The 26,669-nt window shown below is 45.0% G+C and carries 23 protein-coding genes, 1 riboswitch and 1 other annotated feature; of the genes, 15 read left to right on the forward strand and 8 right to left on the reverse strand.

Features of this window, described 5'->3' with window-relative positions; translation table 11 throughout:
• Positions 1-3: 3 nt before the first annotated feature.
• From thiC to OW255_RS03920, 8 genes are all read right to left on the reverse strand, one after another.
• On the reverse strand, positions 4-1,311 hold the full coding sequence (gene thiC, locus OW255_RS03885; RefSeq protein WP_268115686.1) for a phosphomethylpyrimidine synthase ThiC: 1,308 nt from the start codon (positions 1,309-1,311) through the stop codon (positions 4-6).
• A gap of 90 nt (positions 1,312-1,401) precedes the next feature.
• Positions 1,402-1,510: riboswitch (TPP riboswitch) on the reverse strand.
• A 43-nt stretch (positions 1,511-1,553) separates the two neighbouring features.
• Positions 1,554-2,324, reverse strand: coding sequence for a tryptophan synthase subunit alpha (gene trpA / locus OW255_RS03890; protein ID WP_268115688.1), 771 nt, complete (start codon positions 2,322-2,324; stop codon positions 1,554-1,556).
• Positions 2,317-3,501 carry a tryptophan synthase subunit beta gene (trpB, locus tag OW255_RS03895; RefSeq protein WP_268115690.1) on the reverse strand — a complete coding sequence of 395 codons (1,185 nt, stop codon included), beginning with the start codon at positions 3,499-3,501 and terminating at the stop codon, positions 2,317-2,319. The genes trpA and trpB overlap by 8 nt, the downstream gene beginning before the upstream one ends.
• 2 nt (positions 3,502-3,503) lie before the next feature.
• Positions 3,504-4,130, reverse strand: a complete 627-nt coding sequence (locus OW255_RS03900) for a phosphoribosylanthranilate isomerase (protein WP_024837208.1) — start codon at positions 4,128-4,130, stop codon at positions 3,504-3,506.
• On the reverse strand, positions 4,127-4,927 hold the full coding sequence (gene trpC, locus OW255_RS03905; RefSeq protein ID WP_268115691.1) for an indole-3-glycerol phosphate synthase TrpC: 801 nt from the start codon (positions 4,925-4,927) through the stop codon (positions 4,127-4,129). Before trpC ends, OW255_RS03900 begins: the two co-directional genes overlap by 4 nt.
• Entirely contained in the window at positions 4,924-5,943 is a 1,020-nt protein-coding gene (gene trpD, locus OW255_RS03910) for an anthranilate phosphoribosyltransferase (protein ID WP_268115692.1), read from the reverse strand. Before trpD ends, trpC begins: the two co-directional genes overlap by 4 nt.
• A gap of 15 nt (positions 5,944-5,958) precedes the next feature.
• The gene (locus OW255_RS03915) at positions 5,959-6,537 is read right to left on the reverse strand and encodes an anthranilate synthase component II (protein WP_268115694.1); all 579 of its coding nucleotides are present in this window, start codon (positions 6,535-6,537) and stop codon (positions 5,959-5,961) included.
• On the reverse strand, positions 6,534-8,018 hold the full coding sequence (locus OW255_RS03920) for an anthranilate synthase component I family protein (RefSeq protein WP_268115696.1): 1,485 nt from the start codon (positions 8,016-8,018) through the stop codon (positions 6,534-6,536). Before OW255_RS03920 ends, OW255_RS03915 begins: the two co-directional genes overlap by 4 nt.
• A 77-nt stretch (positions 8,019-8,095) precedes the next feature.
• Positions 8,096-8,352, reverse strand: a binding site (T-box leader).
• Between the two features lie 148 nt (positions 8,353-8,500).
• Here OW255_RS03920 and proC point away from each other — a divergent pair.
• The 15 genes from proC to OW255_RS03995 all read left to right on the forward strand — a co-directional run bounded on the left by proC (position 8,501) and on the right by OW255_RS03995 (position 26,584).
• Positions 8,501-9,295, forward strand: coding sequence for a pyrroline-5-carboxylate reductase (gene proC / locus OW255_RS03925; RefSeq protein ID WP_024837203.1), 795 nt, complete (start codon positions 8,501-8,503; stop codon positions 9,293-9,295).
• 21 nt (positions 9,296-9,316) lie between these two features.
• Entirely contained in the window at positions 9,317-9,865 is a 549-nt protein-coding gene (locus OW255_RS03930; protein WP_024837202.1) for an NUDIX hydrolase, read from the forward strand.
• A gap of 62 nt (positions 9,866-9,927) precedes the next feature.
• Positions 9,928-10,524, forward strand: a complete 597-nt coding sequence (locus tag OW255_RS03935) for a stage II sporulation protein M (RefSeq protein WP_024837201.1) — start codon at positions 9,928-9,930, stop codon at positions 10,522-10,524.
• Positions 10,525-10,744: 220 nt separating this feature from the next.
• The gene (locus tag OW255_RS03940) at positions 10,745-11,632 is read left to right on the forward strand and encodes a site-specific tyrosine recombinase (RefSeq protein WP_024837200.1); all 888 of its coding nucleotides are present in this window, start codon (positions 10,745-10,747) and stop codon (positions 11,630-11,632) included.
• 169 nt (positions 11,633-11,801) lie between these two features.
• Positions 11,802-12,326, forward strand: coding sequence for an adenine phosphoribosyltransferase (locus OW255_RS03945; RefSeq protein ID WP_024837199.1), 525 nt, complete (start codon positions 11,802-11,804; stop codon positions 12,324-12,326).
• A gap of 262 nt (positions 12,327-12,588) precedes the next feature.
• Entirely contained in the window at positions 12,589-13,812 is a 1,224-nt protein-coding gene (locus OW255_RS03950) for an NAD(P)-dependent oxidoreductase (RefSeq protein ID WP_268115698.1), read from the forward strand.
• Positions 13,813-13,817: 5 nt separating this feature from the next.
• Positions 13,818-14,726, forward strand: a complete 909-nt coding sequence (locus OW255_RS03955) for an AEC family transporter (protein WP_024837197.1) — start codon at positions 13,818-13,820, stop codon at positions 14,724-14,726.
• A 107-nt stretch (positions 14,727-14,833) separates the two neighbouring features.
• A complete protein-coding gene (gene add / locus OW255_RS03960; RefSeq protein ID WP_024837196.1) occupies positions 14,834-15,829 on the forward strand; it encodes an adenosine deaminase in 996 nt (331 codons plus the stop codon).
• Positions 15,830-15,903: 74 nt separating this feature from the next.
• Positions 15,904-18,210 (forward strand): RelA/SpoT family protein, encoded by a 2,307-nt coding sequence (locus OW255_RS03965; protein ID WP_051464690.1) that lies wholly within the window; start codon positions 15,904-15,906, stop codon positions 18,208-18,210.
• Positions 18,211-18,260: 50 nt separating this feature from the next.
• On the forward strand, positions 18,261-19,283 hold the full coding sequence (locus OW255_RS03970; protein WP_024837194.1) for a CatB-related O-acetyltransferase: 1,023 nt from the start codon (positions 18,261-18,263) through the stop codon (positions 19,281-19,283).
• A gap of 38 nt (positions 19,284-19,321) precedes the next feature.
• Positions 19,322-19,969: an MBL fold metallo-hydrolase gene (locus OW255_RS03975; RefSeq protein WP_024837193.1), complete on the forward strand. Its 648-nt coding sequence runs from the start codon at positions 19,322-19,324 to the stop codon at positions 19,967-19,969.
• Positions 19,970-19,977: 8 nt separating this feature from the next.
• Positions 19,978-21,432: a coproporphyrinogen dehydrogenase HemZ gene (hemZ, locus tag OW255_RS03980; RefSeq protein WP_268115700.1), complete on the forward strand. Its 1,455-nt coding sequence runs from the start codon at positions 19,978-19,980 to the stop codon at positions 21,430-21,432.
• Positions 21,433-21,486: 54 nt separating this feature from the next.
• Complete coding sequence (gene hisS, locus OW255_RS03985) at positions 21,487-22,746, forward strand: histidine--tRNA ligase (RefSeq protein WP_268115701.1); 1,260 nt, start codon at positions 21,487-21,489, stop codon at positions 22,744-22,746.
• A 19-nt stretch (positions 22,747-22,765) separates the two neighbouring features.
• Positions 22,766-24,556, forward strand: a complete 1,791-nt coding sequence (gene aspS / locus OW255_RS03990) for an aspartate--tRNA ligase (RefSeq protein WP_268115703.1) — start codon at positions 22,766-22,768, stop codon at positions 24,554-24,556.
• A gap of 198 nt (positions 24,557-24,754) precedes the next feature.
• Positions 24,755-26,584: a 5'-nucleotidase C-terminal domain-containing protein gene (locus tag OW255_RS03995; RefSeq protein ID WP_268115704.1), complete on the forward strand. Its 1,830-nt coding sequence runs from the start codon at positions 24,755-24,757 to the stop codon at positions 26,582-26,584.
• The last annotated feature ends 85 nt before the right edge of the window (positions 26,585-26,669 follow it).

Below are 26,669 nucleotides of genomic sequence, written 5' to 3' on the forward strand. Positions count from 1 at the left end.
CCATCATTCATCAAAGATCGTAATTTTTTCCCCTTCCAGAATTCGGTTCATGTTTTTCATGGCGCAGAAATTTCCGCACATGGAGCAGGTATCCTCTTTTTCGGGTTTTGATGTTTCCCGGTAACGTCTTGCTTTTTCCGGATCAATGGCTAGCTTAAACATGGTTTCCCAGTCAAGACGCTTTCTGGCATCGCTCATCTGACGGTCCCATTCCTTTGCTCCCTTTATTCCCTTTGCAATATCAGCCGCATGGGCCGCGATCCTAGCAGAGATGATTCCTTCCTTCACATCATCCCCGTCAGGCAGCCTTAAATGCTCCGCTGGGGTGACATAGCATAAAAAGGCAGCTCCTGCGGCAGCGGCTATGGCTCCTCCGATGGCAGAAGTAATGTGGTCATATCCAGGGGCAATATCAGTGACCAGAGGACCAAGAACATAAAAAGGGGCTCCCTTGCAGATCGTCTCCTGAATCTTCATATTGGCAGCAATCTGATCCAGAGGCATATGTCCCGGCCCTTCAATGATAACCTGTACATCTTTCTCCCAGGCTCTCCGGGTCAGCTCTCCAAGTGTAACAAGCTCTTCAATCTGAGAAATATCAGACGCGTCTTCAATACAGCCCGGACGACAGGCATCTCCAAGGCTTAAGGTGACATCATGCTCCTGACAAATTTCTAAAATACGATCATAATGCTCGTAAAATGGATTTTCTTCCCCGGTCATTTCCATCCAGGCAAAGATTATGGAGCCGCCTCTGGATACGATGTTGGTCAGCCGCTGGGCATCCTTAAACCTGCGGGCGGTCTGCTTGTTGATGCCGACATGAATGGTCATAAAATCCACTCCGTCCTTTGCATGCATTTCTACAATATCAATCCACTCCTTGGCAGTAATCTCACCAAGGGCCTTGTGGTAATAAACAACCGCGTCGTAGATGGGAACGGTGCCAATGATGGCGGGACATTCCTCGGTCAGTTTTCTGCGGAATTTTCTGGTGTCCCCGAAAGAACTTAAATCCATAATGGATTCTGCTCCCATGGAAACGGCGTCCTGAACCTTTTTAAGCTCCAGGTTCAAATCATTTAAATCCCTGGAGGTGCCAAGGTTTACGTTGATCTTTGTCTTTAACATGGACCCGATTCCATTGGGGTTTAAGCAGGTGTGATGCTTATTAGCCGGTATGGCAACCTTGCCTTCTGCCACCAGGGGAAGAAGCTTTTCTGGCTCCCATTGCTCTTTTTCTGCGACCGCCATTAATTCCTTTGTCCGAATGCCTTTTCTGGCAGCATCCATCTGTGTGGTGTAATTCATTTGTGATCCTCCTTTTATTTTGCCGGAGGGACTGACGAGAACATGTGCAAATAAAAAGAGCCCATACCAACAGGCACAGGCTCAGAGAATAGATTCGTCTCGTATAAATCCCTACGTTGGCATTACCCAAATCAGGTTATAAAGGTCGAAGTTTGATTACTTCCTCTCAGCCCGCTTACGAGCTCCCTCTTGTGGCATTAGTGTAACACCGGGGCAAATCATTGTCAAGATGAAAAAGGGGATTATGATATGGCAGCTTTCATTTCTCTCACATAGGAGCAGATTGGCTCGATGCAGTCAGCACCGTATCTGGCAGCCAGTTTAACAATGGCACTGCCAACGATCACCCCATCTGCATACCGGCTCATTTCCGCTGCCTGCTCCGTGGTGGATATCCCAAATCCGATGGCGCAGGGAATGTTCTTAGTCTCCTTTACCAGAGAAATCATATCTCCAAGATTCGTGGTGATTTCTTTTCTTACTCCGGTAACGCCCATGGAGGAGACGCAGTAGACAAAGGCTTCTGCCTCAGCCGCGATGGTCTTTATTCTCTCCTTAGAGGTAGGTGCGATCAGGGAAATGAGATCGATGCCGTACTGATTGCAGTAGGGTTTTAATTCCTCTTTTTCCTCAAATGGCATATCAGGAACAATAAGGGCATCAATGCCGCATTCAGCCGCATTTTTTATGAACCGTTCACTGCCGTAAACGAAGATTGGGTTTAAGTAAGTCATGAAAGCCAGTGGAACGCTGGTCTTCATGCGGATTCTTTTTACGGACTCAAAAATCTTATCCGTTGTGGTGCCGGCCAAAAGAGCACGGGCATCCGCTTCCTGAATTACAATGCCTTCTGCCACCGGATCGGAAAATGGTATCCCGATTTCAATTAAGTCTGCTCCGGCCTTGGCCATGGCAGGGATCAGTTCTTCTGTGACAGAGAGATGGGGATCCCCTGCTGTGATAAATGGGATAAATGCTTTTCCTTTTGAAAATACGTCTGTAACTCTACTCATAAATTTGTACCCCCTTATAACGGGCTATGGCAGCGACATCCTTATCGCCACGCCCGGATAGATTAATGACAATGACTTCATCTTTTCCCATGGAAGGCGCAATTTTCCTGGCATGAGCAATGGCATGAGAGCTTTCGATGGCAGGGATAATTCCTTCCACCCGGGATAAATATTCAAATGCCTCTACCGCCTCATTGTCAGTAACTGGAACATATTGTGCACGTCCGGAATCATGGAGATTTGCGTGCTCCGGCCCGATACCAGGATAATCAAGACCTGCGGAAATGGAGTATACAGGAGCAATCTGTCCGTATTCATCCTGGCAGAAGTAGGATTTCATGCCATGAAAGATACCAAGAGTCCCTTTTGATATGGTAGCCGCATGTTGATCGGTATCAATGCCGTGTCCAGCCGCCTCACAGCCAATCATCTTTACAGAAGATTCTTTAAGGAATTCATAAAAAAGTCCCATGGCATTGCTGCCGCCGCCCACACAGGCGATTAAAAGATCAGGCAGCTTCCCCTCTGCTTTTAAGATCTGAGAGCGGACTTCCTTGCCAATGATGCTTTGAAAGTCCCTGACAATGGTAGGGAAAGGGTGAGGGCCCATAACAGAACCAAGGACATAGTGAGTATCCTCCACTCGGTTGGTCCATTCCCTCATAGTTTCATTGACGGCATCTTTTAAGGTCTTTGTTCCGCTGGTTACAGGGTGGACTTTGGCACCTAAAAGCTCCATGCGGAATACATTTAAGGCCTGGCGCTCTGTGTCCTCTTCTCCCATGTATATCTCACATTCCATTCCCATGAGAGCCGCAGCGGTAGCAGTCGCCACACCGTGCTGTCCGGCACCGGTTTCTGCAATGACTCGGGTCTTGCCCATTTTTTTAGCAAGAAGAACCTGCCCCAGGGCGTTATTGATCTTATGGGATCCGGTGTGGTTTAAATCCTCTCGTTTTAGATAGATTTTCGCTCCACCTAAGTCCTTTGTCATTTTTTCTGCGTAGTAAAGCAGGGAGGGACGTCCTGTGTAGGTCTCGTGAAGCGTTTGAAGCTCTGAAAGAAATGCTTCGTCATGACTATATTTTTCATAAGCTTCTAAAAGTTCTTCCACTGCGTTCATCAGCGTTTCCGGGACAAATTGTCCGCCGTGCTGTCCAAATCTTCCTTTTGACATTTTCATTCACTCCTTAATATTTGTATGATTTCTTTTATTTTCTCCGGGTCTTTTCTGCCCTCTGTCTCAAGACTGCTGCTTAAATCGAGACAAAAAGCATCCGTAGCTGCCGCTTTTAGAATGTTCTCTGCCCCAATTCCACCCGCCAGGAACCAGGGCTTTTTTATGACAGGAATGGAAGACCAGTCAAAGCTTTTTCCGCTTCCTCCGTATACCTCTTTTGAATAAGTATCAAAGAGCAGATAGTCCGAAGGAAAGCTTTCCGCTTTTGCCATATCGTCACCAGACCGGACTCTGATGGCTTTTATAATGGGCACCGGAATCTCCATTTGTTCTTTCAAAGTAGTGGTGTAGTCCGAATCCTCATCTCCATGAAGCTGCACCATTTTAATGGTCCCGTCCTTTATGAGAGCTAAGATATCCTCTGTGGGACTATTTACAAAAACACCGACTGACGGGATTTCCGGCAGCAGGGCTTCTCTTAGCTGCCTTGCTTGCCCTTTCGTGAGCTGTCTTTTTCCAGGGGCAAATACAAAGCCTGCATAATCTGGTTTCCAGAGATTAACAGCTTCTATATCCTCTGCCCTGGTGAGCCCGCATATTTTAATCCGCCTTTTCCTGTCATTCACCTGCAAGCCTCCTTAAAATGGTGGAGCAGGGCCTGCTTGTTGAACGCGCGCATCAGGCTTTCTCCTAAGAGGATTCCATGAACACCTGCCTCGGCCAGAGTCCGAATCTGCGCCTGGGTACTGATTCCGCTTTCCGCTACAAAAAGTACTTCCTCAGGCACCATGGCTCTCAGCCTTAAAGAGGTTTCAAAGTCCACCTGAAATGTCTTTAAATTCCGGTTGTTCACACCAATGATTCTTGCACCGGCTGATAATGCGGAATGAACCTCTTCTTCATTATGGGCCTCCACCAGTGAACTTAAGCCAAGGCTGTCACAGATTTTTATATAGTCCTTTAACTCATCCGTGGAGAGGAGAGCGCAGATGAGAAGAACGGCTGAGGCACCAATCACCTTTGCTTCATAAATTTGGTAAGGGTCAACGGTGAAATCTTTTCTTAAAAGGGGAAGAGATACGGTCTTTTGTATGTCGCTTAGGTACGCATTGCTCCCCATAAAATAATCCGGTTCCGTGAGAACTGAGATGGCATCAGCCCCTGCCATTTCATACTCCCTGGCAATCTCAAGGTAGGGGAAATTAGGTGCAATCAGACCCTTAGAGGGGGAAGCGCGTTTCACCTCGCAGATAAAGGAGATACCGGGAGCCTTCAGCTTTTTTTCCAGTGGGAAAATTTTGGTTTCTTCCTGAGAGGCCAGACACGCTGCCTCCGCCTGTCTTTTCATTTCCTCAAGGGAAATAATTTCTTTTGCTGCCTCTGCTCTTTTTTTAGAGGCAGCAGCCAATGTATCTAATATCATAACTCAACCTCCGTAGTGGCATTTACAAACTGATTTAGCTTCTCCAATGCCTTTCCAGAATCAATTAAGTCCTCCGCCTTTTTGATGCACTGGGAAATGGTACAGTCATCAATGCCAAGATACAGGCTTAAAGCTGAATTTAAGATGACGATATCACGCTTTGGACCTTTTATGGCTCCGCTTAATATATCTCTGGTGATCTGGGCATTTTCTATAGGGGTTCCTCCCAGAAGATCAGACAGTGAGGAACGGCTTAAGCCGAACTCCTCTGGAGTGATATCGTAAGGAATCAGTTCTCCAAACCGGATTTCACAGACATGGGTAATTCCCGTGACCGTGGCTTCATCAAGCCCATCATCGCCGCATACCACAAGTCCGCGCTTCACACCAAGGTTACTTAAGACCTGTGCCAGCGGCTCCACCAGCTTCCGGTCATAGACCCCTAACAGCTGCATGGTGGCTCCTGCTGGGTTGGAAAGAGGGCCGAGAATATTAAAAATGGTACGGACACCAAGCTCTTTTCTCACCGGGCCGGCGTATTTCATGGAAGAGTGATACGCCTGGGCAAACAGGAAACACATGCCGGTATTTTTAAGAATTTCTCCTGATTGTTCTGCCGATAAGTTTAAATTGACGCCCAGACATTCCAAAACATCTGCAGCACCGCTTTTACTGGATACACTGCGGTTTCCATGCTTTGCAACAGGAACGCCTCCAGCGGCTACTACAAAGGCACTGGTGGTGGAAATATTAAAGGTGCCCACTTCGTCGCCTCCTGTGCCTACAATATCAATCACTGGAAAATCAGGTTCCAGCCGCAGGGCTTTTTCCCTTATAACCGTGGCGCAGGCTGTGATCTCATCAATGGTTTCCCCTTTCATCCGGAGTCCTGTTAAAAATGCTGCCATTTGTGCCGGAGTGGTTTCCCCGCTCATAATTTCGTTCATGACTTCCCTTGCAGCTTCAAAGCTTAAGTTCTGTCCTTCAATTACTTCATGAATTGCTTGCTGGATCATTTTGATTACCTCCTTTTAGTGGCCAATGGATATGGATAAGAAATTTTTCAGTATGGTTTCTCCGTCGGGGGTAAGTATGGATTCCGGGTGAAACTGCAGTCCATAAACTGCACAATCCTTATGTTTCACTGCCATGATTTCTCCCATATCGTCGGTACCAATGGGAGTAAGACAGGCAGGAAGGGTTTCCTTTTTTGCAATGAGTGAGTGGTATCTGGCAGCAGGTATCTGCTTTTCTAAGCCCAGAAACAAGGGATCCGAGGCATCAATGGTGATGATGCTCTGCTTTCCATGCATCAGCTTTCTGGCATGGGTGATTTGTGCACCAAATACCTCACAGATTCCCTGATGACCGAGACATACTCCAAGAATAGGCACTTTTCCTTTTAAGGCACTGACCACGTCTTCACAAACACCGGCATCCTTTGGATAGCCAGGACCGGGAGAGAGAACGATGTGACTTGGAGATAATGCCTCAATTTCGGCTACGGTCAGTTCGTCGTTTCGAATTACCTTAATGTCTGGATTTAATCCCCCTATCATCTGAACCAGGTTGTAGGTAAAGCTGTCGTAATTATCAATAAAGAGAATCATAAGTCATTCACCTCCCCGGCTCTTAAAAGAGCAGTGATCACTGCCTTTGCCTTATTTTCCGATTCCTCGTATTCCCGTTCCGGTATGCTGTCGACAACAATACCGCCTCCTGCCTGGACGGAGACAATCCCGTTTTTTCTCACCGCCATTCGGATGGCAATGCAGGTATCCATATTTCCGGTAAAATCAACATATCCCAAGGCTCCGCCGTAAATGCCTCTTGGTTCCGCTTCCAGTTCGTCAATGATCTGGCAGGCCCGAATCTTCGGGGCACCGGAAAGGGTTCCGGCAGGGAGAACAGATTCGATGGCAGAAAAGGCGTCACAATCCTTACGGATATCCGATTCCACCTGGGAGCAGATGTGCATGATGCGGGAATAGCGGTGGATCATCTGATATCCGGTCACTTCTACGGAGGAAAATTCTGAGATTTTTCCAAGGTCATTTCTTCCTAGGTCCACCAGCATATTGTGCTCCGCCAGCTCTTTCTCATCGGCCAGAAGCTCCTTTTCCAGTCTGATATCCTCTGCCTCGTCTTTTCCTCTTGGCCTGGAGCCTGCCACCGGGAAGGTGGTAAGCCTGTGATTCTTTAACCGCACCAGGGTTTCCGGTGAGGTGCTCATGATTTCCATATCCCCGGTGCTTAGATATACCATGTAAGGAGATGGATTGGTGGTTCTTAAGATTCGGTAGGCATTTAAAAGACTGTCTGGATAAGGACTTTCAAACTTCCTCGATAGGACCGCCTGGAAGATATCACCGTTTACGATGTACTCCTTTGCTTTTTCTACCATCTGGCAGTAATCCTCTTTTGTCACATTGCAGTGAAAGGAGGGAGTATTTAAAACCGCAGATTTTTGAAGAGGAGCCATATCCCCGATCATTCGGGCGATGCTTTCCAGCTTTGTACAAGCCTTTCCGTAATTTTCCATGACCTGATCCGTTTTCATGTTGACAACAATGCTGATCTTCTGGGTCAAATGATCATAGGCAATGACCGTGTCAAACAGCATCAGGTCAAAATCATTGCAGTCGCCCTTTTGGATGGAAAGTACCGGCTCTGCGTATCCGATCATGCTGTAAGCAAAGTATCCTACAAATCCTCCGGTAAATGGTGGAAGGCCGGGAATCTTAGGAGAGCGGTAGTCTTTCAGGATATTCCTTAATACCTCATAAGGCTGGTCTGTTACTATGGTTTTGTCCTGGGGACCACCTTCTTCCAGTCTGTAAGGATGGATAGATACCTTCCCATCTTTACAGGAGACGCTCATGACCGGGTCATATCCCAGAAAGGAGTAGCGGCCCCAGGTCTCACCGCCCTCAATGCTTTCTAACAGATAGTATCGGCTGCTTAAGGCTGCGATTTTACGCAGCAGGGTAATGGGGGTAACAATGTCTGCAAATATTTCCCTGCAGACCGGGATTACGGGATAAGAGGCAGCCAGCGCCCCGATTTCCCGGCAGTCCGGTGTAAGATTCATGGTATAGACTCCTTTCTTCAAATAAACTGAAATAAAATAAAAAAAGCTCCCGTCCCTCCTTCCATACAAATATGGAAAAGAGGGACGGAAGCTATAATTACGGTTCCGTGGTACCACCCTGATTGGAAAAGTTAGACTTTTCCCACTTATAACACACTAACATGTGCCTCCCCTTGGTAACGGATAGGAACCCCGTCGTCATCTACTCCCAGAATCTGGTTTCAAGCCGCCCTCGCAGGTCCATTCAGATCAGACATCAACGCTTCCTCTCACCAACCGGAAGCTCTCTGTGCATGATATAGAGATCTTACTTACTCCTGCTCATCAGTTTATCACTTTGTTTTGCTACAGTATATGAGATAGAAAATGAAATGTCAATACATATTTTTAAAATTTCTCACAACATTGACATTTTAAAAAAGGATGGTTAGAATGGTCCTAATTGATTGCAGTATTTTAGTGAGAATGAGGAGGAATATTTTATGGCGAAAATAGGGATCATTGGAATTGGAAATATGGGCTATGCCATATTAAAAGGCTTACTGGGTGTATACGGTAAGGAAGATATTATATTTACAGATGTGAACCTTGATCGGTGCCAACAGATTACAAAGGAGCTGGGAGTGGCTCACACAGAAAGTAACGGTCAATTGGCAGGAGAGGCAAAATATATTGTCCTGGCTGTAAAGCCCCAGTATTTTAATCCGGTCCTTGCAGATATCCGTCACTGTGTTACAGAGAAAAATGTAATCATTTCCATTGCGCCGGGAATTACCACCACTCAGCTTAAGGAAAAACTGGGAGATGAAAAAAGAGTGGTCCGTGCCATGCCAAATACTCCGGCTCTCTTAGGAGAAGGAATGACAGGCGTCTGCTATGAGGAAAAGGCATTTACCCAGGAAGAGAAGGACTCTATCAAAGATATTTTCAGTTCTCTTGGCAGAATGAGGATTGTGGAAGAACGGCTTATGAATGCGGTGGTATGTGTCAGCGGCAGCTCACCGGCCTATGTATATATGTTTATTGAAGCCCTTGCAGACAGTGCGGTCAAATACGGACTGCCAAGAGATGCGGCCTATGAGATGGCTGCCCAGGCAGTGCTTGGAAGCGCGAAAATGGTTCTGGAAACAGGGGAGCATCCCGGAGCATTAAAGGATAAGGTCTGCTCGCCTGGAGGAACTACCATTGCAGCGGTATCCGCGCTGGAAGAGTCAGGCTTTCGCAGTGCAGTCATAAAAGCAGCCGATGCCTGCTACAAAAAATGCACGGAAATTTAAGCAGGAGCCGGAGGTACTACCATGAAACAACCACCAGTCGTTCGATTGGACAGAACATTCAAATACCAGGGGAGCATCTTAAAGTTTTATGAGGATACCATCCTTGCAAACGGTCATATCGCCCATTGGGATTTTATTCACCACATTGGTGCCGCAGCAGTGGTTCCTGTGACAAAGGAAGGCAAAATCTTAATGGTACGCCAATACCGAAACGCCCTGGACCGTTATACTCTGGAGGTCCCAGCCGGAGCACTGGACACAGCAGATGAGCCAAAGATTGACTGTGCCCACAGGGAACTGGAGGAGGAGACAGGATTTAAGACAGAGATAGAAAATCTTGAATTCCTGGTCAGAGTCAACACCACGGTGGCATTCTGTGATGAAGCCATAGATATCTTTGTGGCAAGAAATCTGGTGCCCTCAAAGCAGAATCTTGATGAAGAAGAATGCATCGAGGTGGAGGAGTGGACGGTAAAGGAATTAGAGGAGAAGATTTTTCAGGGTGAGATTACAGATGGAAAGACCATTGCCGCTATTTTAGCCTATGCCCGTAAATATGATGTGAAATAAGTATTGAATAAATATCCCCCGAAAGGCATAAATTGTGACAAGACCTGTAGGGGGATTTTTTTATGGCCAGTTTATTACATCAAATAAGATTTCGTTTTGGCAGAAGAACGGAGAACAATTATTGGAAGGTTTACCGGAGCACCAGGACTTGGGATATCTACCTGATCTGCTTTTTTATCGGTCTCACCACAGGAACGGTCATGGCAAATTTGTGGTATTCTTCCTTTGCAGATGAGGCAGGATATTATTTAGGGCTGCTTAACCGGAATGTGAACCTGGGAAAAGAAGAACGCATGCAGCTTTTTGGACAGGTCGTAAGCCAAAGAGTGATGGAGGTATGGATTATCTGGCTTATAGGCATGACAGCTTATGCACTTCCGTTATTTTGTACCTTCATGGGCCTGGCAGGGTTTTCCATGGGATTTGTCCTTTCTGTTATAACCGTTCAAAAAGGGCTTATGGGGCTTCCCATTTTCTTTATGACAATCATGCCACAAAGCCTGTGTTACCTTCCTGTTTTTGGGATTTTACTGTTTTGGGGAATCCAAAAGGAGAGGCGTTTTCGGATTCCGGCATTGATTCTGCTCCTGCTCCTGACAGCGGCCGGGAGCGCGTTTGAAGCATGGATTAACCCGTTTTTCTTAAAATTTGTCCTGTAGACTGGAAAAATTAATGGGAAAATAACATCAACAGAATTACCACATCTTGCGAATAGAACCATAAGGCGACCAATATCTTGTATGTATTATGTAAATTGAAGGAAGAACACTGGTAAAGTGGGAAAAATGTGTTTGATTTTATCGAAAATAGTCTATATAATGGTAGGAAGAAGCCTTATTTTAGGGCATTTTTTAAACCGAACGGTTAGGGAGTATAGAAATGGTAGTTGAGATCAATCACTTTATTATTTATTTAAGAGAGATAAAAAAAACTTCAAAGAACACTGAGGTTTCTTATCAGCGGGATTTGTTGCAGATGGCATCCTTTTTAGGACAGCAGGGAATTATGGAGGTTGGGAAGGTAACAAAGACCAGCTTAAACTCCTATATCCTATACCTGGAAAAAGAAGGAAGGGCGACTACTACCATTTCAAGAACACTGGCATCCATGAAGGCATTCTTTCATTATGAATGCGCGCAGGGCAACATCGGCAAGGATCCGGCAGAACTGATTAAGGCTCCCAAGGTGGAAAAGAAGGAACCTACCATATTGACGGTGGATGAGGTCAACTGTCTTTTAAGCCAGCCGGACGGGGAATCACCGAAAGAGCTTAGGGACAGGGCCATGCTGGAGCTTCTCTATGCCACAGGAATCCGGGTATCTGAACTCATTAATTTGAGAAAAGCCGATGTGAACCTTACGGTAGGCTATATCACCTGCCGGGACGAGCATAAGGAGCGCATGATTCCCTTTGGCAAGGTGGCTAAGCTGGCACTTTCTGCCTACATGGAACGAGGAAGAGAGTATCTTTTAAAAGAACAGGACTGCGAATGGCTGTTTACCAATTGTAACGGAAAGGCCATGAGCCGTCAGGGATTTTGGAAGATTGTCAAATTCTACGGAGATAAGGCTGGGATTAAGGCAGATATCACGCCTCACTCCTTACGACATTCCTTTGCTGCCCATCTTTTACGAAACGGAGCAGACATCCATGTGGTACAGGCCATGCTTGGACATTCGGATATGGCTACCACCCAGATGTATATGAATTACGCTCAAAAAGAAGCAGTTCGCCGGGCCTATACGGGAGTCCATCCCAGAGGCTAGGTTTTTTGGAACATTCCTATGCCTTCCGCCATATAATGCGGAAGGCATTCCTTTTGTAAAAATATGAAATTGGGAAAAAACAATATTTGCCTGGAAACAAGGTTTGCGCTATAATAGGTAAGGTTGTGCTTTAACACTGATGAAAACTATAAAACATGAGGTATAAGAAATGAAAAAATTAGAAGATTATGTCGCTAGTATTCCGGATTTTCCGGAAGAAGGAATCATATTCCGTGACGTGACTACCATACTGGAAGATCCCGACGGACTCTCCCTGGCAGTCGATGGTGTTCGCAAGATGCTTGAAGGAGTAGAGTATGATTCTGTCATTGGACCAGAATCCAGAGGCTTTATATTCGGCGTTCCAGTGGCATATGCAGAACATAAGGGCTTTATTCCCGTACGTAAAAAAGGAAAGCTTCCAAGAGAAGTGCTTTCCATGGATTATGCGCTGGAGTACGGCACTGCAACCATTGAGATCCACAAAGATTCCATTAAACCGGGCCAGAAGATCGTTATCATTGATGACCTGATTGCCACTGGCGGAACCATTGAAGCAATCATCAAGCTGGTGGAAGAGCTGGGCGGAGAGATTGTTAAAATCTGCTTTATCATGGAGCTTGCCGGATTAGAAGGAAGAGAAAAACTTAAGGACTATGATGTGGAATCACTGATTGTCTACGAAGGAAAGTAAATAGATAGAAGGTAAACAGGGAATGCGAAAGGCTGCGTGTATCATACACCTGCTTTTGGTATTCCCTGTTTATGAATAGAATGACAATTTTATCACACAATTCAGGGTTATATCGATATATTTTTATCAAAATTTATTTTTTTCGATACATTTTGTGTGGCTATTGATTTTATGATTTTTACTATGTTATAGTATGAATTAAAACACATGCTGACCATATTGCAGCAATTTCATAAACACAGTTAGAGAAAGGAAAACTCCAATGGCCGTACATGTAATTGATGAAGCAAATAGATGTTTAAATTGTAAGAAACCTTTGTGCCGTCAGGGCTGCCCCATTAATACTCCAATTCCTCAGATGATTCAGGCTTTTAAGAACGGAGATCTTAATGATGCAGGAGAGATGTTATTTAGCAACAATCCTCTGTCTCTCGTATGTTCTCTGGTGTGCAATCATGAAAAACAATGCGAGGGCCACTGCATTCTTGGAAAAAAAGGACAGTCGGTTCATATCAGCAGCATTGAAAATTATATATCGGATACTATTTTTGATAAAATCAAGATCGAATGCAAGCCAAAGAACGGGAAGAAAGTAGCAGTCATCGGTGCAGGTCCTGCAGGAATCACCATTGCCATTTACTTGACCAAGGAAGGCTACAGCGTAACCATATTTGATGCAAAGGATAAGGTTGGAGGCGTTCTCCAGTATGGAATCCCGGATTTCAGACTGCCAAAGACAATCCTGGAACGTTATAAAAAGAAACTGGTGGATATCGGAGTGAAGATTCGCCCCAACACAGCCATCGGAACCGCCTTGGAAATCAAAGACCTGGTTCGGGATGGTTACCAGAGTATTTTTATCGGAACCGGAGTATGGAGACCAAAGACCCTGGGTGTTAAGGGAGAATCCCTTGGTAATGTTCACTATGCCATTGATTATCTGGCAAATCCGGATGCTTATGATTTAGGAGACAGGGTGGCCATCATTGGAATGGGCAACTCTGCCATGGATGTGGCCAGAACCGTTATCCGTCATGGAGCAAGAAAGGTGACACTTTACGCCAGAGGTCTCCACAGCAATGCCAGCGAACATGAGACAGCCTATGCAAAGCTTGACGGAGCTAATTTTCAGTTTGGTAAGCAGATTGCTGAAATCACAGATGACGGTCCTGTATTTGAGACAATACTTTATGATGAAGAAGGAAAACAGATTGGAATGGAAGAGGAGCGGGATCAGGTTTATGCGGATTCCACCATCATCTCCATCAGCCAGGGGCCAAAGAGCAAGCTGGTGAGCACCACAGAGGGCTTAAAGGCCAGCCAGAACGGTCTACTTATGACCGACGAGGATGGACGTACTACAATACCAGGTGTTTTTGCTTCCGGTGATGTGGTTCTGGGAGCCAGAACGGTTGTTGAGGCAGTGGCTTATTCTAAGAGAGTCGCGCAGGCCATGGACGAATATATGAAATTTAAAGAAGAGTGACAGGAATGGATTACAGCAGTCTAATGAATCTCCAGGGAATGCTATTTCTGCTTGTGGCAGCAGGCATTATTCTTCGGAAACAAGGGATTCTTCATGAGGAAGCAAAGGCAGTGCTTACGGATCTGGTGATTTACCTTATCCTGCCCTGTAATATTATCAGCTCCTTTTTGATTGAATTCAATATAACGGTTTTAAAAAAGTTTGCTGTCATACTGGTGATTGCGACCTTGATTCAGGTGGTGTGCCTCTTCCTTGCGAATGTACTATATAACAAGGAGGAGGAGGGACGGAAAAAAGTACTCCAATACGGTACGGTCTGTTCCAATGCAGGATTTATGGGCAACCCCATTGCCGAAGGTGTTTACGGGGCACAGGGACTTATGTTTGCCTCTATATTCCTAATCCCCCAGAGAATAGTCATGTGGTCTGCCGGAGTATCCTATTTTACAGAGAGTCCGGATAGAAAGACCATAGTGAAAAAGGTTATGACCCACCCTTGTATCATAGCAGTCTATATCGGAATGTTCTTTTTAATCACCCAGATTCAGATGCCTCTGTTTCTGGAGCATACCATAAGAGGCGTGGGTGGCTGTACTACTACAGTTTCCATGGTATTAATTGGAACCATACTGGCAGAGGTGAAGCTTAAGAGTATCCTGGACTGGGGAATTGTTAAATATACGGTAATCCGTTTATTTTTCATTCCCCTCCTTGTGTTTCTTTCCTGCCGTCTCTTTTCCGTTGATCCAATGCTACTTGGAGTATCTGTATTGTTAGCTGGAATGCCTGCGGGAAGTACCACTGCTATATTGGCAGCAAAATACGGCGGTGATTATATTTTTGCTACAAAGTGTGTTGTCGTAACAACTCTTTTATCTTTAGTGACCATTCCTTTGTGGTGTATGTTTCTATAGCTGGCAGGCGGTTAAGACCGTCTGCCATTTTAAGTAATAAATAAAACTAATTGTTGCATGGACGGGAATATGATAAAATGTTTCCATTGAAGGAAGGAGGAATCGTTATGAAACGACTGGAAACTGATCTCCATCTGCATTTGGACGGCTCCTTATCAACAGATGTGGTGAGGCTGCTTGCAGCAGAAATCGGATATGATTTTGAAGGACGGAGTGTAAAGGAAAGTATTTCCGTAGGAGAGGATTGCAAAAGCCTGGTGGATTACTTAAAATGCTTTGATCTTCCAGCACAGCTTTTGCAGACAGAGGCTGCACTGGAGCTGGCATCAAAGGATCTGGTGGTACGTCTGGCGAAGCAAGGTCTTATTTACACTGAGATCCGGTTCGCGCCTCAGCTTCACATGAGAAAAGGGCTGACAAAAGAAAAGGTTGTGGAAGCCGTAATCCGTGGAGTGGATAAGGGCGTAAAGGAAGCGGGGTCTATAAAGGCAGGTATTTTACTTTGCTCTATGGTCAATGGCTCTGATAAAGAAAATGAAGAGACCTTTGATATTGCAGGTGGGTATTTAAACCGTGGAGTGGTTGGCGTAGATATTGCAGGACCTGAAGGTATGGTGCCCATGGCTCACTTTGAACCTCTCTTTAAAAAGGTTTATGAGAAGGACATTCCTTTTACCATCCATGCTGGAGAATGCGGGGATTGTGAAAATATAATCAAGGCAGTGAGTTACGGTGCCAAAAGAATCGGCCACGGCTGTGCGGCCATACAGTCGGATGCATGTATGGACCTATTAAAAAAGGAAAAGATTACATTAGAAATGTGTGTGATCAGCAACCTACAGACAAAGGCAGTGGCTTCCATTGAGGAGCACCCTTTAAAGGCATTTTATGACAGAGGGATTCGTGTGACTTATAACACCGATAACATAACGGTTTCCGACACAAGCCTTTTAAAGGAAGCAGAGCTTATGAAAAAGCACATGGGCTTTACAGAGGCAGATTTAAGGCAGATGAACCGGTATGCTTTGGAAGGTGCCTTTTTAAACCAGGAAGAGAAAGAAAAAATAATTGCATTTTTCGACAATAATAATTATAATGAATGATAACTACGTTTAAAAAACGATGAATACTGGGAATGCTAGAAAAAAGGTGATGGCATATGGCAGATTATCCAATGATGGAAAATAATAATAAGGCAGCTTTGGAGAGTGCAAAGCGGGAGAAGCGGGGACTTGATACTGAATTGGAGGCTCCTGCAGATTTTACGAGCCCTGAGGTGCTTTATGAAGAGTTGGTAAAAAGTATCAAACGATACCATCCTTCCGATGATCTAACCATGATCAAAAAGGCATATCAGATCGCTTACGATGCACATAAAGACCAGAAACGAAAATCGGGTGAACCTTACATCATTCACCCTCTTTGTGTTGCAATTATTTTAGCGGATCTTGAGATGGACAAAGAGACCATTGCCGCTGGGATTCTACATGATGTGGTAGAGGACACCGTAATGTCCTTAGATGAGCTGAAGGCAGAGTTTGGCGAAGAAGTGGCCCTTTTGGTGGATGGCGTTACAAAGCTGACCCAGATATCCTGGTCCATGGATAAGATGGAGCTTCAGGCAGAGAATTTAAGAAAGATGTTCCTTGCCATGGCAAAGGACATCCGTGTAATCATAATAAAGCTTTCTGACCGCCTCCATAACATGCGTACCCTTCAGTATATGAAGCCGGAAAAGCAAAAGGATAAGGCCAGGGAGACCATGGAAATCTATGCTCCCATTGCCCACCGTCTCGGTATTTCCAAGATAAAGATCGAGCTTGACGATCTGTCCTTAAAGTATCTTCACCCCGAAACTTACTATGAACTGGCAGAGAAAATATCACTAAAAAAGGATGCCAGGGAATACTTTGTAAAGAGCATTGTAGATGAGGTTTCGGAGCATCTTAGTGCTTCCGGGATTGAAGGCAAGGTGGACGGCCGCGTCAAGCATTTTTTCAGTATCTATAAAAAGATGGTAAACCAGAATAAAACCCTGGATCAGATCTATGACTTATTTGCTGTCAGGATTATAGTGGAAAGCGTAAAGGACTGCTATGCAGCCCTCGGTGTGATTCACGAGCTTTATAAACCCATTCCAGGCCGTTTTAAAGATTATATTGCCATGCCAAAGCCCAATATGTACCAATCATTACACACCACTCTGATTGGCAATAACGGTCAGCCGTTTGAAATTCAGATCCGTACGTATGAGATGCACCGCACTGCGGAATACGGTATTGCGGCCCACTGGAAGTATAAGGAGAGCGGAAGCGGTCAGGTGGCTGCGGCGAAAGAGGAAGAGAAGCTTAGCTGGCTGCGCCAGATTCTGGAATGGCAGAAGGACATGTCCGACAACATGGAGTTTTTAAACATGGTAAAGGGCGACTTAGACTTATTCTCTGACAGCGTTTACTGCTTTACCCCTTCCGGCGACGTAAAGAACTTACCAAGCGGTTCCACCCCCATTGACTTTGCATACTCCATCCACAGTGCGGTAGGCAATAAGATGGTAGGCGCACGAGTGAATGGGAAGCTGGTGAACATTGAGTATGTGATCCAGAACGGAGATCAGGTTGAGATCATTACTTCTCAAAACAGCAAGGGTCCCAGCAGGGACTGGCTGAATATGGTGAAAAGTACTCAGGCCAAGAATAAGATCAACCAGTGGTTCAAGACGGAGCTTAAGGAAGATAACATTCTCCGTGGCAAGGAAATGGTGGACCGTTACTGTAAGACAAAGGGAATTAATTATCCTGACATCAACAAGCCGGAATATCAGGAAAAAGTAATGAAGCGTTATGCCTTCCGTGACTGGGAATCTGTGCTTGCTTCCATTGGACACGGCGGCTTAAAAGAAGGCCAGGTCATCAATAAGATGATTGATGAACGGGATAAAAAGCTGAAAAAGGACGTAACGGATCATACCATTTTAAATGATATTGAGGACATGAGCAGTAAACTGCCCATTAAGAGACGTTCTGGCAGCGGAATTGTGGTAAAGGGCATTCATGACCTTGCGGTTCGTTTTTCCAAGTGCTGCAGTCCGGTACCTGGAGATGAGATCGTAGGCTTCGTAACCAGAGGAAGAGGAATTTCCATTCACAGAACTGACTGCGTGAACGTGTTCAATCTTCCGGAAGATGAAAGAAACCGTCTCATTGATGCAGAATGGCAGGAGCAGGAAGGCGAGGCAACGAAAGAGCGTTATTCCTCAGAAATCAAGATTTTTGCAAACAACCGTATCGGTATGTTCGTAGATATTTCAAAGGTATTTACGGAACGTCAGATTGATATCACCTCTATGAATTCCAGAACCAACAAGCAGGGCAAGGCTACGATTACCATGACCTTTGACATTCATGGAGTGGAGGAGCTTGGAAAACTGGTAGATAAACTGAGACAAATCGAAGGAGTTATAGACATTGAGAGGACTGCGGGATAGCGCAGTTTTCTCTATTTTGGCCGATGTTTCTTGATCGAAAGGAGAATCTTATGATTCAGGGTGTTTATTACAATCCATTTACGATCAGACAGGCGACGGTGTGTCCGCTGCCGGTACCAGGAACAGACAAAACGTTTCCCCTTTTGCAGCTGGATATTGACAGCTACATTGTAGGTGCTGAGATCCAGTCTGGAATTAATTTTAATTATGCAGAAGGTGTACATTGTATACAAATCGGTAAATACTGCGCTCTCGCAGAGAAAATCACATTCCTCGTCAATTTAAACCATGATTATAAATCCGTATTTCAGGGAAGCCCTTCTCTTCTTCAGGAGGCAAGACCCAGCAGGCTGAAACGAAAGGGCAGTGTGCTCATTCAAAATGACGTCTGGGTGGGGCATGGCGTTACCATTATAAGCGGCATCACCATTCATAACGGTGCCATCATAGGCGCGGAAAGCGTGGTGACAAAGGATGTCCCGGCTTACGCCATTGTGGCAGGGAATCCGGCAAAGATCATTGGATACCGGTTTCCCGAAGAACAGAGAGAAGCTTTTAGTGAGATCGGGTGGTGGAACTGGGATCAGGAAACCATTCAGTCCCGGAGAGAGGATTTCTTTCAGCCGGTGGAGACCTTTATCGGCAAATGGCATCAGAATGCCAGAGATTCCTGGAATCAGGTGATTCCTGTTTTTGAGAAAGAGGAAAGAAAGAACATACTTTTTATTATGGATCATAAGGAGCCCTTCTCTGTTTGGCAGAAGGTCTTAAAGGAATTTTATGCCTATCCAAAGACGCCTCACAGCTTAAGGCTGATTCTTTATCTTCCCACAGTGCCAGAGGGTGAGGGAGACAAAGCTGCACTCTTAGATGCGTTAAAGGATTATAATGGCTGGGAAGAGGATATCATGATAATAGACTCCGTACCCCAAGGCGATGTAAGAGGCCTGTTTACCAATGCAGATTATTTTATAACCACCAGACAGGAGAAGAACCTGCTATGGACGGAATATGCAGATCATTATGGGGTTAAGCTCTTATACGGCACAGACATTCCGGTATTATCCTTATAAATAGTTACATACAGACAATTTAAGTCAGGAGAGAGAACATGAGCGATTTCAGAATAAAAACCTATGCGGTGGGACAGATCGGCACCAACTGCTATATCCTGTTCCTTGAATCACGTAAAGAAGCAGTCTTAGTCGATCCTGGGGCACAGGGCGGTTATCTGGTTGAAACATGCAAAGAGCATGGAGTTACGCCAAAAGCGATATTCTTAACACACGGACATTTTGACCACATACTTGGAATAGATGAAGTAAAACGCTGGTATCCGGATATCAAAATCTACGCGGGAGAGCATGAAAAGAACACGCTCATGGACCCGTCTGTTAATTTATCCGGCGGATTTGGCGGCAGCGGGTATACCGTTCTGGCTGATGTTTGGTTAAAGGACGGAGAACAGGTAACGGTAGCTGGAATTGACTTTAAAGTCATTCACACACCCGGCCATACCACAGGCTCTGTCTGCTTCCTGATCCCAGAGGAAGAGGTGCTCATAAGCGGAGATACCTTATTCCAGGAATCGTTAGGAAGAACAGACTTTCCGATGGGAAATCAGTCCCAAATTATTCAATCCATCAGAGAAAAGCTATTTGTGCTGCCTCAGAACACCCTTGTCTATCCGGGACATGGAGATATGACAACCATTGGCCATGAATTAGTTTATAATCCGGTGGCATTATACAGAGGATAGGAAAACACATGATAGGATTATTTTTAGATGACCAGTCCTTTGAACAGGATATCAGAGAGTTATTAATGGCCTTTTATCCAGGGGAAAGCTTTGCCCATGAGGAAACAGAGGGAGAAGATTACCGTCTCAAGGTGCAAAGCCAGACCCGGGAGGACAGCTTTTTACTTAAAATCAGGGATATGGAAGGCGATGAGGAAATTGCGGATTTTGTAAACGTCCATTATCCCGACCGTTTCGAAACAAAGAACCGGATCAAGCGAATGCTTTATCAGATGGCAAGGAAACTGACGGGAATGGAGCTACCCTGGGGTACCCTGACCGGAATCCGGCCGACTAAGATTGCAATGACAAAGCTTTTGGAAGGACATTCCAAAGAGGAGGTTAAATCTCATATGAAAGAGACATACCTTGCAAGTGATGCCAAGACCGATTTAAGCATTGAAATCGCAAGCCGGGAAATCAGCCTTCTTTCGGAGATTGATTATGAAAATGGCTACAGTCTTTATGTAGGAATCCCATTTTGCCCCACTACCTGCCTCTACTGCTCCTTTACGTCCTTCCCCATCGGACAGTGGGAAAAACGTATGGAGCTATATCTGGAGGCATTGTTTCGTGAGATGGACTATACTGCCGAAAAGATGAAGGGCAGAGTCCTTGATACCGTTTATATCGGCGGCGGCACTCCTACGTCTCTTTCCGCCCAACACCTTAATGTACTGATTAAGAGGCTATATGATACCTTTGATTTTAGTACGGTCAAGGAATTTACAGTGGAAGCCGGAAGGCCGGACAGCATTACAGAGGACAAGCTGAGAGTATTAAAAGCTCATGGAGTGACCCGTATTTCTATCAATCCACAGACCATGAAGCAGGAGACCCTTTCCATCATCGGAAGAAGGCATACCGTTGATATGGTAAAGGAACAGTTCCATCTGGCAAGAAAGCTTGGATTTGATAATATAAACATGGATTTAATCATCGGTCTGCCGGAAGAAGATATGGAAGACGTGAGAAATACCATGGAAGAAATAAAGGCCTTATCCCCTGACAGCATCACCGTTCATTCCCTGGCAATCAAGCGTGCGGCACGCCTTAATATGTTTAAGGAAAAGTATGGCGATTATAAGATGGTGAACACCCAGGAGATGATCGACTTAACCGCAGAGTATGCCAGGAAGATGGGACAAGAGCCGTATTACTTATACCGGCAGAAAAACATGGCAGGAAATTTTGAAAATGTGGGCTATTCCCAGCCAGGCAAGGCATGTATCTACAACATTCTCATTATGGAAGAAAAGCAGACCATAATTGCCCTAGGCGCAGGAACCACCACAAAGGTGGTATTCCCCAGTGAGAATCGACTGGAACGTGTGGAAAATGTCAAAGATGTGGAGCAGTACATCACAAGAATTGACGAAATGCTGGAAAGAAAAGAAAAAATGCTTGCAAAATTAGAAATGTAATTTAAAATAGAGGCAGGATTCATCAATTAAATTTAGAAAAACGGAGTGAATGAGATGGCATTGAAAAAGAAACCGGTTACCGGAATGAAGGATATTCTGCCCGCGGAAATGCAGGTGCGTGAATACGTAATGAACCAGATACGTGAAACTTACGGTGGCTTTGGCTTTCATTCCATTGAAACTCCCTGCGTGGAACACATTGAAAATCTGTCCAGCAAACAGGGCGGAGACAATGAAAAGCTGATCTTTAAGATTATGAAGCGGGGAGAAAAGTTAAATGTGGAGGAAGCTAGGGAAGAAAATGATTTGACAGACAGCGGGCTCCGCTACGATTTAACTGTCCCCTTATCCAGATATTATTCCAACAATGCAGCTTCCCTTCCGGCTCCTTTTAAATCCCTTCAGATGGGAAGTGTCTGGAGAGCTGACCGCCCTCAAAAAGGACGTTTCAGACAGTTCGTTCAGTGCGATATCGACATCCTTGGAGATGCCAGCAGACTGGCGGAAATCGATCTGATTCTGGCTACCACAACCCTTCTTGGTAAGATTGGTTTTAAAGGATATACGGTAAGAATCAATGACCGTAACATCTTAAAGGGAATGGCAGCATTTTGTGGATTTCCGGAAGAGTCCTATGACCAGGTATTTATTATTCTGGATAAGATGGACAAGATCGGCATGGATGGCGTTGAAAGAGAGCTTAAGGAAGCTGGCTATGAAGAAGAAAAGGTCAAGAAATATTTATCCCTGTTTGAGTCTGTAACACGGGATGCATCTGGAGTCAGAAGCCTTGGGGAAACTTTAAAGGGCTCCATGGACCCAGAGCAGGCAGAAAATCTTGCGGCTATCATTGATAGTGTGACTGGAATTTCTACTTGCCAGTTCTCCATTCAGTTTGACCCTACCTTAGTACGAGGCATGTCCTACTATACCGGAACCATTTTTGAGATTCAGGTAGATGGATTCCCAGGCTCAGTAGGCGGCGGCGGACGCTATGATAAGATGATCGGTAAATTTACGGGAATGGATACTCCGGCATGCGGTTTTTCCATTGGCTTTGAGCGCATCATCACCATCTTAATGGATGAAGGCTTTACCGTACCCGGCAGTCAGGAAAAAATAGCATTTCTTCTTGAAAAAGGCGTAAGCGATGAGGTGACCAATCAGGCCATGAAGGAGGCCATGGAAGAGCGGGCTAAGGGAGTGACCGTACTGGTTTCCCAGATGAATAAAAATAAAAAATTCCAGAAGGATAGTCTTTTAAAAGAAGGCTATACCCAGTTTAAAGAATTTTATAAAGAAAGTTTGAAATAAGGATAAGCAGGAGGAAAATATGGCAGAGTCAATGCTGGGATTAAAAAGATCCCATAGGTGTACAGAGGTTACCACAGCTGATGCAGGCAAAGAAGTGACTGTTATGGGCTGGGTTCAGAAAAGCAGAAACAAAGGAGGAATTATCTTTGTTGATTTAAGAGATCGTTCCGGAATTCTGCAGATTATTTTTGAAGAAAGCGAATGCGGAGCGGAAAGCTTTGCAAAAGCAGAACGGTTAAGAAGCGAATTTGTAATTGCAGTTACCGGTGTTGTTGAGAGCCGGGCAGGTGGTGTCAATGAAAACCTGGCTACCGGTGCCATTGAAGTGCGCGCAAAGAGCTTAAGAATCCTCTCTGAATCCGAGACTCCGCCATTTCCGATTGAAGAGAATAGTAAGACTAAGGAAGAACTGAGATTAAAATATCGTTACCTGGATTTAAGAAGACCAGATCTTCAAAAGAATATTATGGTAAGAAGCCAGGTGGCTACTCTCGCAAGAGCATTTCTTGCAGAAGAGGGATTTTTAGAGATTGAAACACCTACCATGATTAAGAGTACACCAGAAGGCGCCAGAGATTATCTGGTACCTAGCCGTGTACATCCAGGTTCCTTTTATGCTCTTCCCCAGTCTCCACAGCTTTATAAACAGCTTTTGATGTGCTCTGGCTATGACCGTTACTTCCAGCTTGCCAGATGTTACAGGGATGAAGACTTAAGAGCCGACAGACAGCCGGAATTTACTCAGATCGATATGGAGCTTTCCTTTGTTGACGTTGACGATGTATTAAATGTCAATGAAAGACTGTTAAAGAAATTATTTAAAGAAATCTGCAACTATGACCTTTCCCTTCCAATCACAAGACTGACCTGGAGAGAGGCCATGGACCGCTTTGGTTCCGATAAGCCGGATATGCGATTTGGCATGGAGCTTACCAATGTTTCTGATGTGGTAAAGGATACAGAATTTGCTGTATTTAAGGGCGCTTTAGAACAGGGCGGCTCTGTTCGTGGAATCAATGCTGAAGGCCAGGGAGCTATGCCTCGTAAGAAGATTGATGCCCTGGTGGAATATGCCAAAGGCTTTGGAGCCAAGGGACTTGCTTACCTTGCTATTGGTGAAGACGGAACTTACAAATGTTCCTTTGCAAAGTTCATGACAGAGGAAGAGCTAAAAACTCTGGCAGCAGCCATGGGCGGAAAGCCAGGAGATTTACTCCTGTTCGCAGCAGACAGAGATAAAGTAGTATTTGATGTATTAGGAAATTTAAGACTTGAGCTTGCAAGACAGCTTGAGCTTTTGAAAAAAGATGATTTCAAGTTCTTATGGGTAACTGAATTCCCACTGTTAGAGTACTCTGAGGAGCAGGGCCGTTTTACCGCTATGCACCATCCATTTACCATGCCTATGGATGAGGACTGGGCTCTGATCGACAGCGATCCTGGCGCAGTGCGTGCCAAAGCATATGATATCGTTCTTAACGGAACGGAGCTTGGCGGTGGTTCTGTCCGTATCCATCAGGCAAACATTCAGTCCAAAATGCTTGAAGTTCTTGGCTTTACCAAAGAGCAGGCTCAGGAGCAGTTCGGATTCCTCCTTGATGCATTCAAATTCGGTGTCCCACCTCACGCAGGACTTGCCTATGGACTTGACCGTGTGGTCATGCTCATGGTAGGAGCGGACAGCATTCGTGATGTAATGGCATTCCCGAAAGTTAAGGATGCTTCCTGTCTCATGTCAGAAGCTCCGGCTCCGGTTGATCCAAAGCAGCTGGAAGAACTTCGAATTGGAATTAGTAAAGAAAATGAATAAGAAATAGAAGATAAGATGTTCTCTCCGTATGGAATAAATAAAGGGGGGAACATCTTTTTTTGTTGAAATGAATGGATTTAGATGGGTTATACAAGGGTATTCAGAATAAATTAAAGTTTTAATAAAATTATATAGTCTTTTTACATGAATCTGGTATAATAAGGTAAAAATAAGCATTTCCAAAGGAGGATTCAAGCAATGAAAGGAAGTATGAAAAGAAGGTTTCTGTCACTGTGGATAGCTCTTTTAATGGTACTCTCTCTTACTACGGGCATATCCATCCCTTCATTTGCCGCGGACAAGGATATTGTGGTTTTATACACCAACGATGTCCATTGCGGGGTGGATGACAACATTGGATATGCAGGACTTGCTCTCTATAAAAAAGAGATGCTGGCCCAGACTCCTTATGTTGCCCTGGTAGATGGTGGAGATGCCATACAGGGTGCCCCCATTGGAACACTTTCTGATGGTGGATATTTAATCGACATTATGAATAAAGTCGGTTATGATTTCGCGGTTCCAGGCAACCATGAATTTGATTATGGAATGCCCCGTTTTCTGGAGCTGGCAGAAAAGCTAAACTGCGGCTATTACTCCAGCAATTTTATGGATCTTCGGACAGGCTCTGCTGTATTTGCCCCTTATAAGATGTTTACCTATGGAAATACCAAGGTTGCATTTGTAGGAGCCACCACGCCAGAAAGCTTTACAAAGTCAACTCCAACCTATTTTCAGGATGGAAACGGAACCTACATCTATGGGTTCTGTGAAGATGAAAGCGGTAAAAAGCTCTATACCCAGATTCAGGCTTCTGTAGATCATGCAAAAGCAGAAGGTGCAGAAATCGTTGTTTTAGTCGGCCATCTTGGAGAGAACGGAACCACAGACCAGTGGACCTCTGACAACGTCATTAAAAATACGGCAGGAATTGATGCTGTCATCGACGGTCATTCTCATGAAGTCTACAATAAATACGTAAAGAACAAAGATGGTAAGGACGTGCTTCTTACCCAGACAGGAACAAAACTTAAGAATATCGGCAAGCTTACCATTAAAACAGATGGAACCATGACCAGTGAGATGGTCACCAAGGTACCAGAAGGAGTTGTTACAAGTACCTATACTGTGAAAAAGGGAGATTCCTTAAGCCGAATTGCGAAAAGAGAATTAGGCTCCTATGACCGTTACCGGGAAATATATAATTCCAACCGAGCCGTATTAAAGGACCCCAACGTGTTAACCGTCGGTTCTCAGCTTATAATTCCGGCAAAGAGTGCAGTAACAGCCGATGGAAAAGCCATTGATTACGATACAGACCGTTTCATAAAAGCAATCCAGTCCCAGTATAACGAAACCTTAAAAACAGTCATCGGGCGCACGGACACAGAACTTACCATTAATAATCCGGCTACGGGAAACCGGGCAGTCAGAAGCGGAGAAACAAATCTTGGAGATCTTTGCGCAGATGCCTACCGCGTGGTGCTTGGAGCTGATATCGGCCTTTCAAACGGTGGTGGAGTCAGAGCCAGCATAAAGCCGGGAAATATTACATATAACGATACCCTTACCGTATTCCCCTTTGGAAACATGGGCTGTGTAGCAGAAGTAAAGGGACAGCAGATAAAGGATGCACTTGAAATGGCTTCCAAGAATTATCCCAAGGAAAGCGGCGGCTTCCTTCAGGTATCCGGTCTTACCTATACCATCAATTCTCAGACTCCTTCCAGTGTCCAGGTAGATGAGAAAGGGAACTTCCTTAAGGTAAATGGAGCTTACCGGGTTTCTGATATTATGGTGGGGGGAACACCTCTTGACGTAAATAAGACCTACACCGTTGCTTCTCATAACTACATGCTGAAATCAGGCGGTGACGGAATGACCATGTTTAAAGGAAGCAAAATAATCCGTGATGAGGTCATCACTGATGTTGACCTTTTATCCTCCTATATCCGCAATCAGTTAGGCGGAAATGTAGGCAGCGATTATGCAAATCCAGCAGGCCAAGGCAGAATCACCACAAAGTAAATGTATATAGGCAGCCTGTTCCGGTTTGACCGGGACAGGCTTTTTGCTTGTTTCTTCCCTCCGGAAATGGTACACTAAAAGGAGA

Origin of the sequence: Lacrimispora xylanolytica (assembly GCF_026723765.1) — a bacterium.
GTDB lineage: Bacteria > Bacillota > Clostridia > Lachnospirales > Lachnospiraceae > Lacrimispora > Lacrimispora xylanolytica.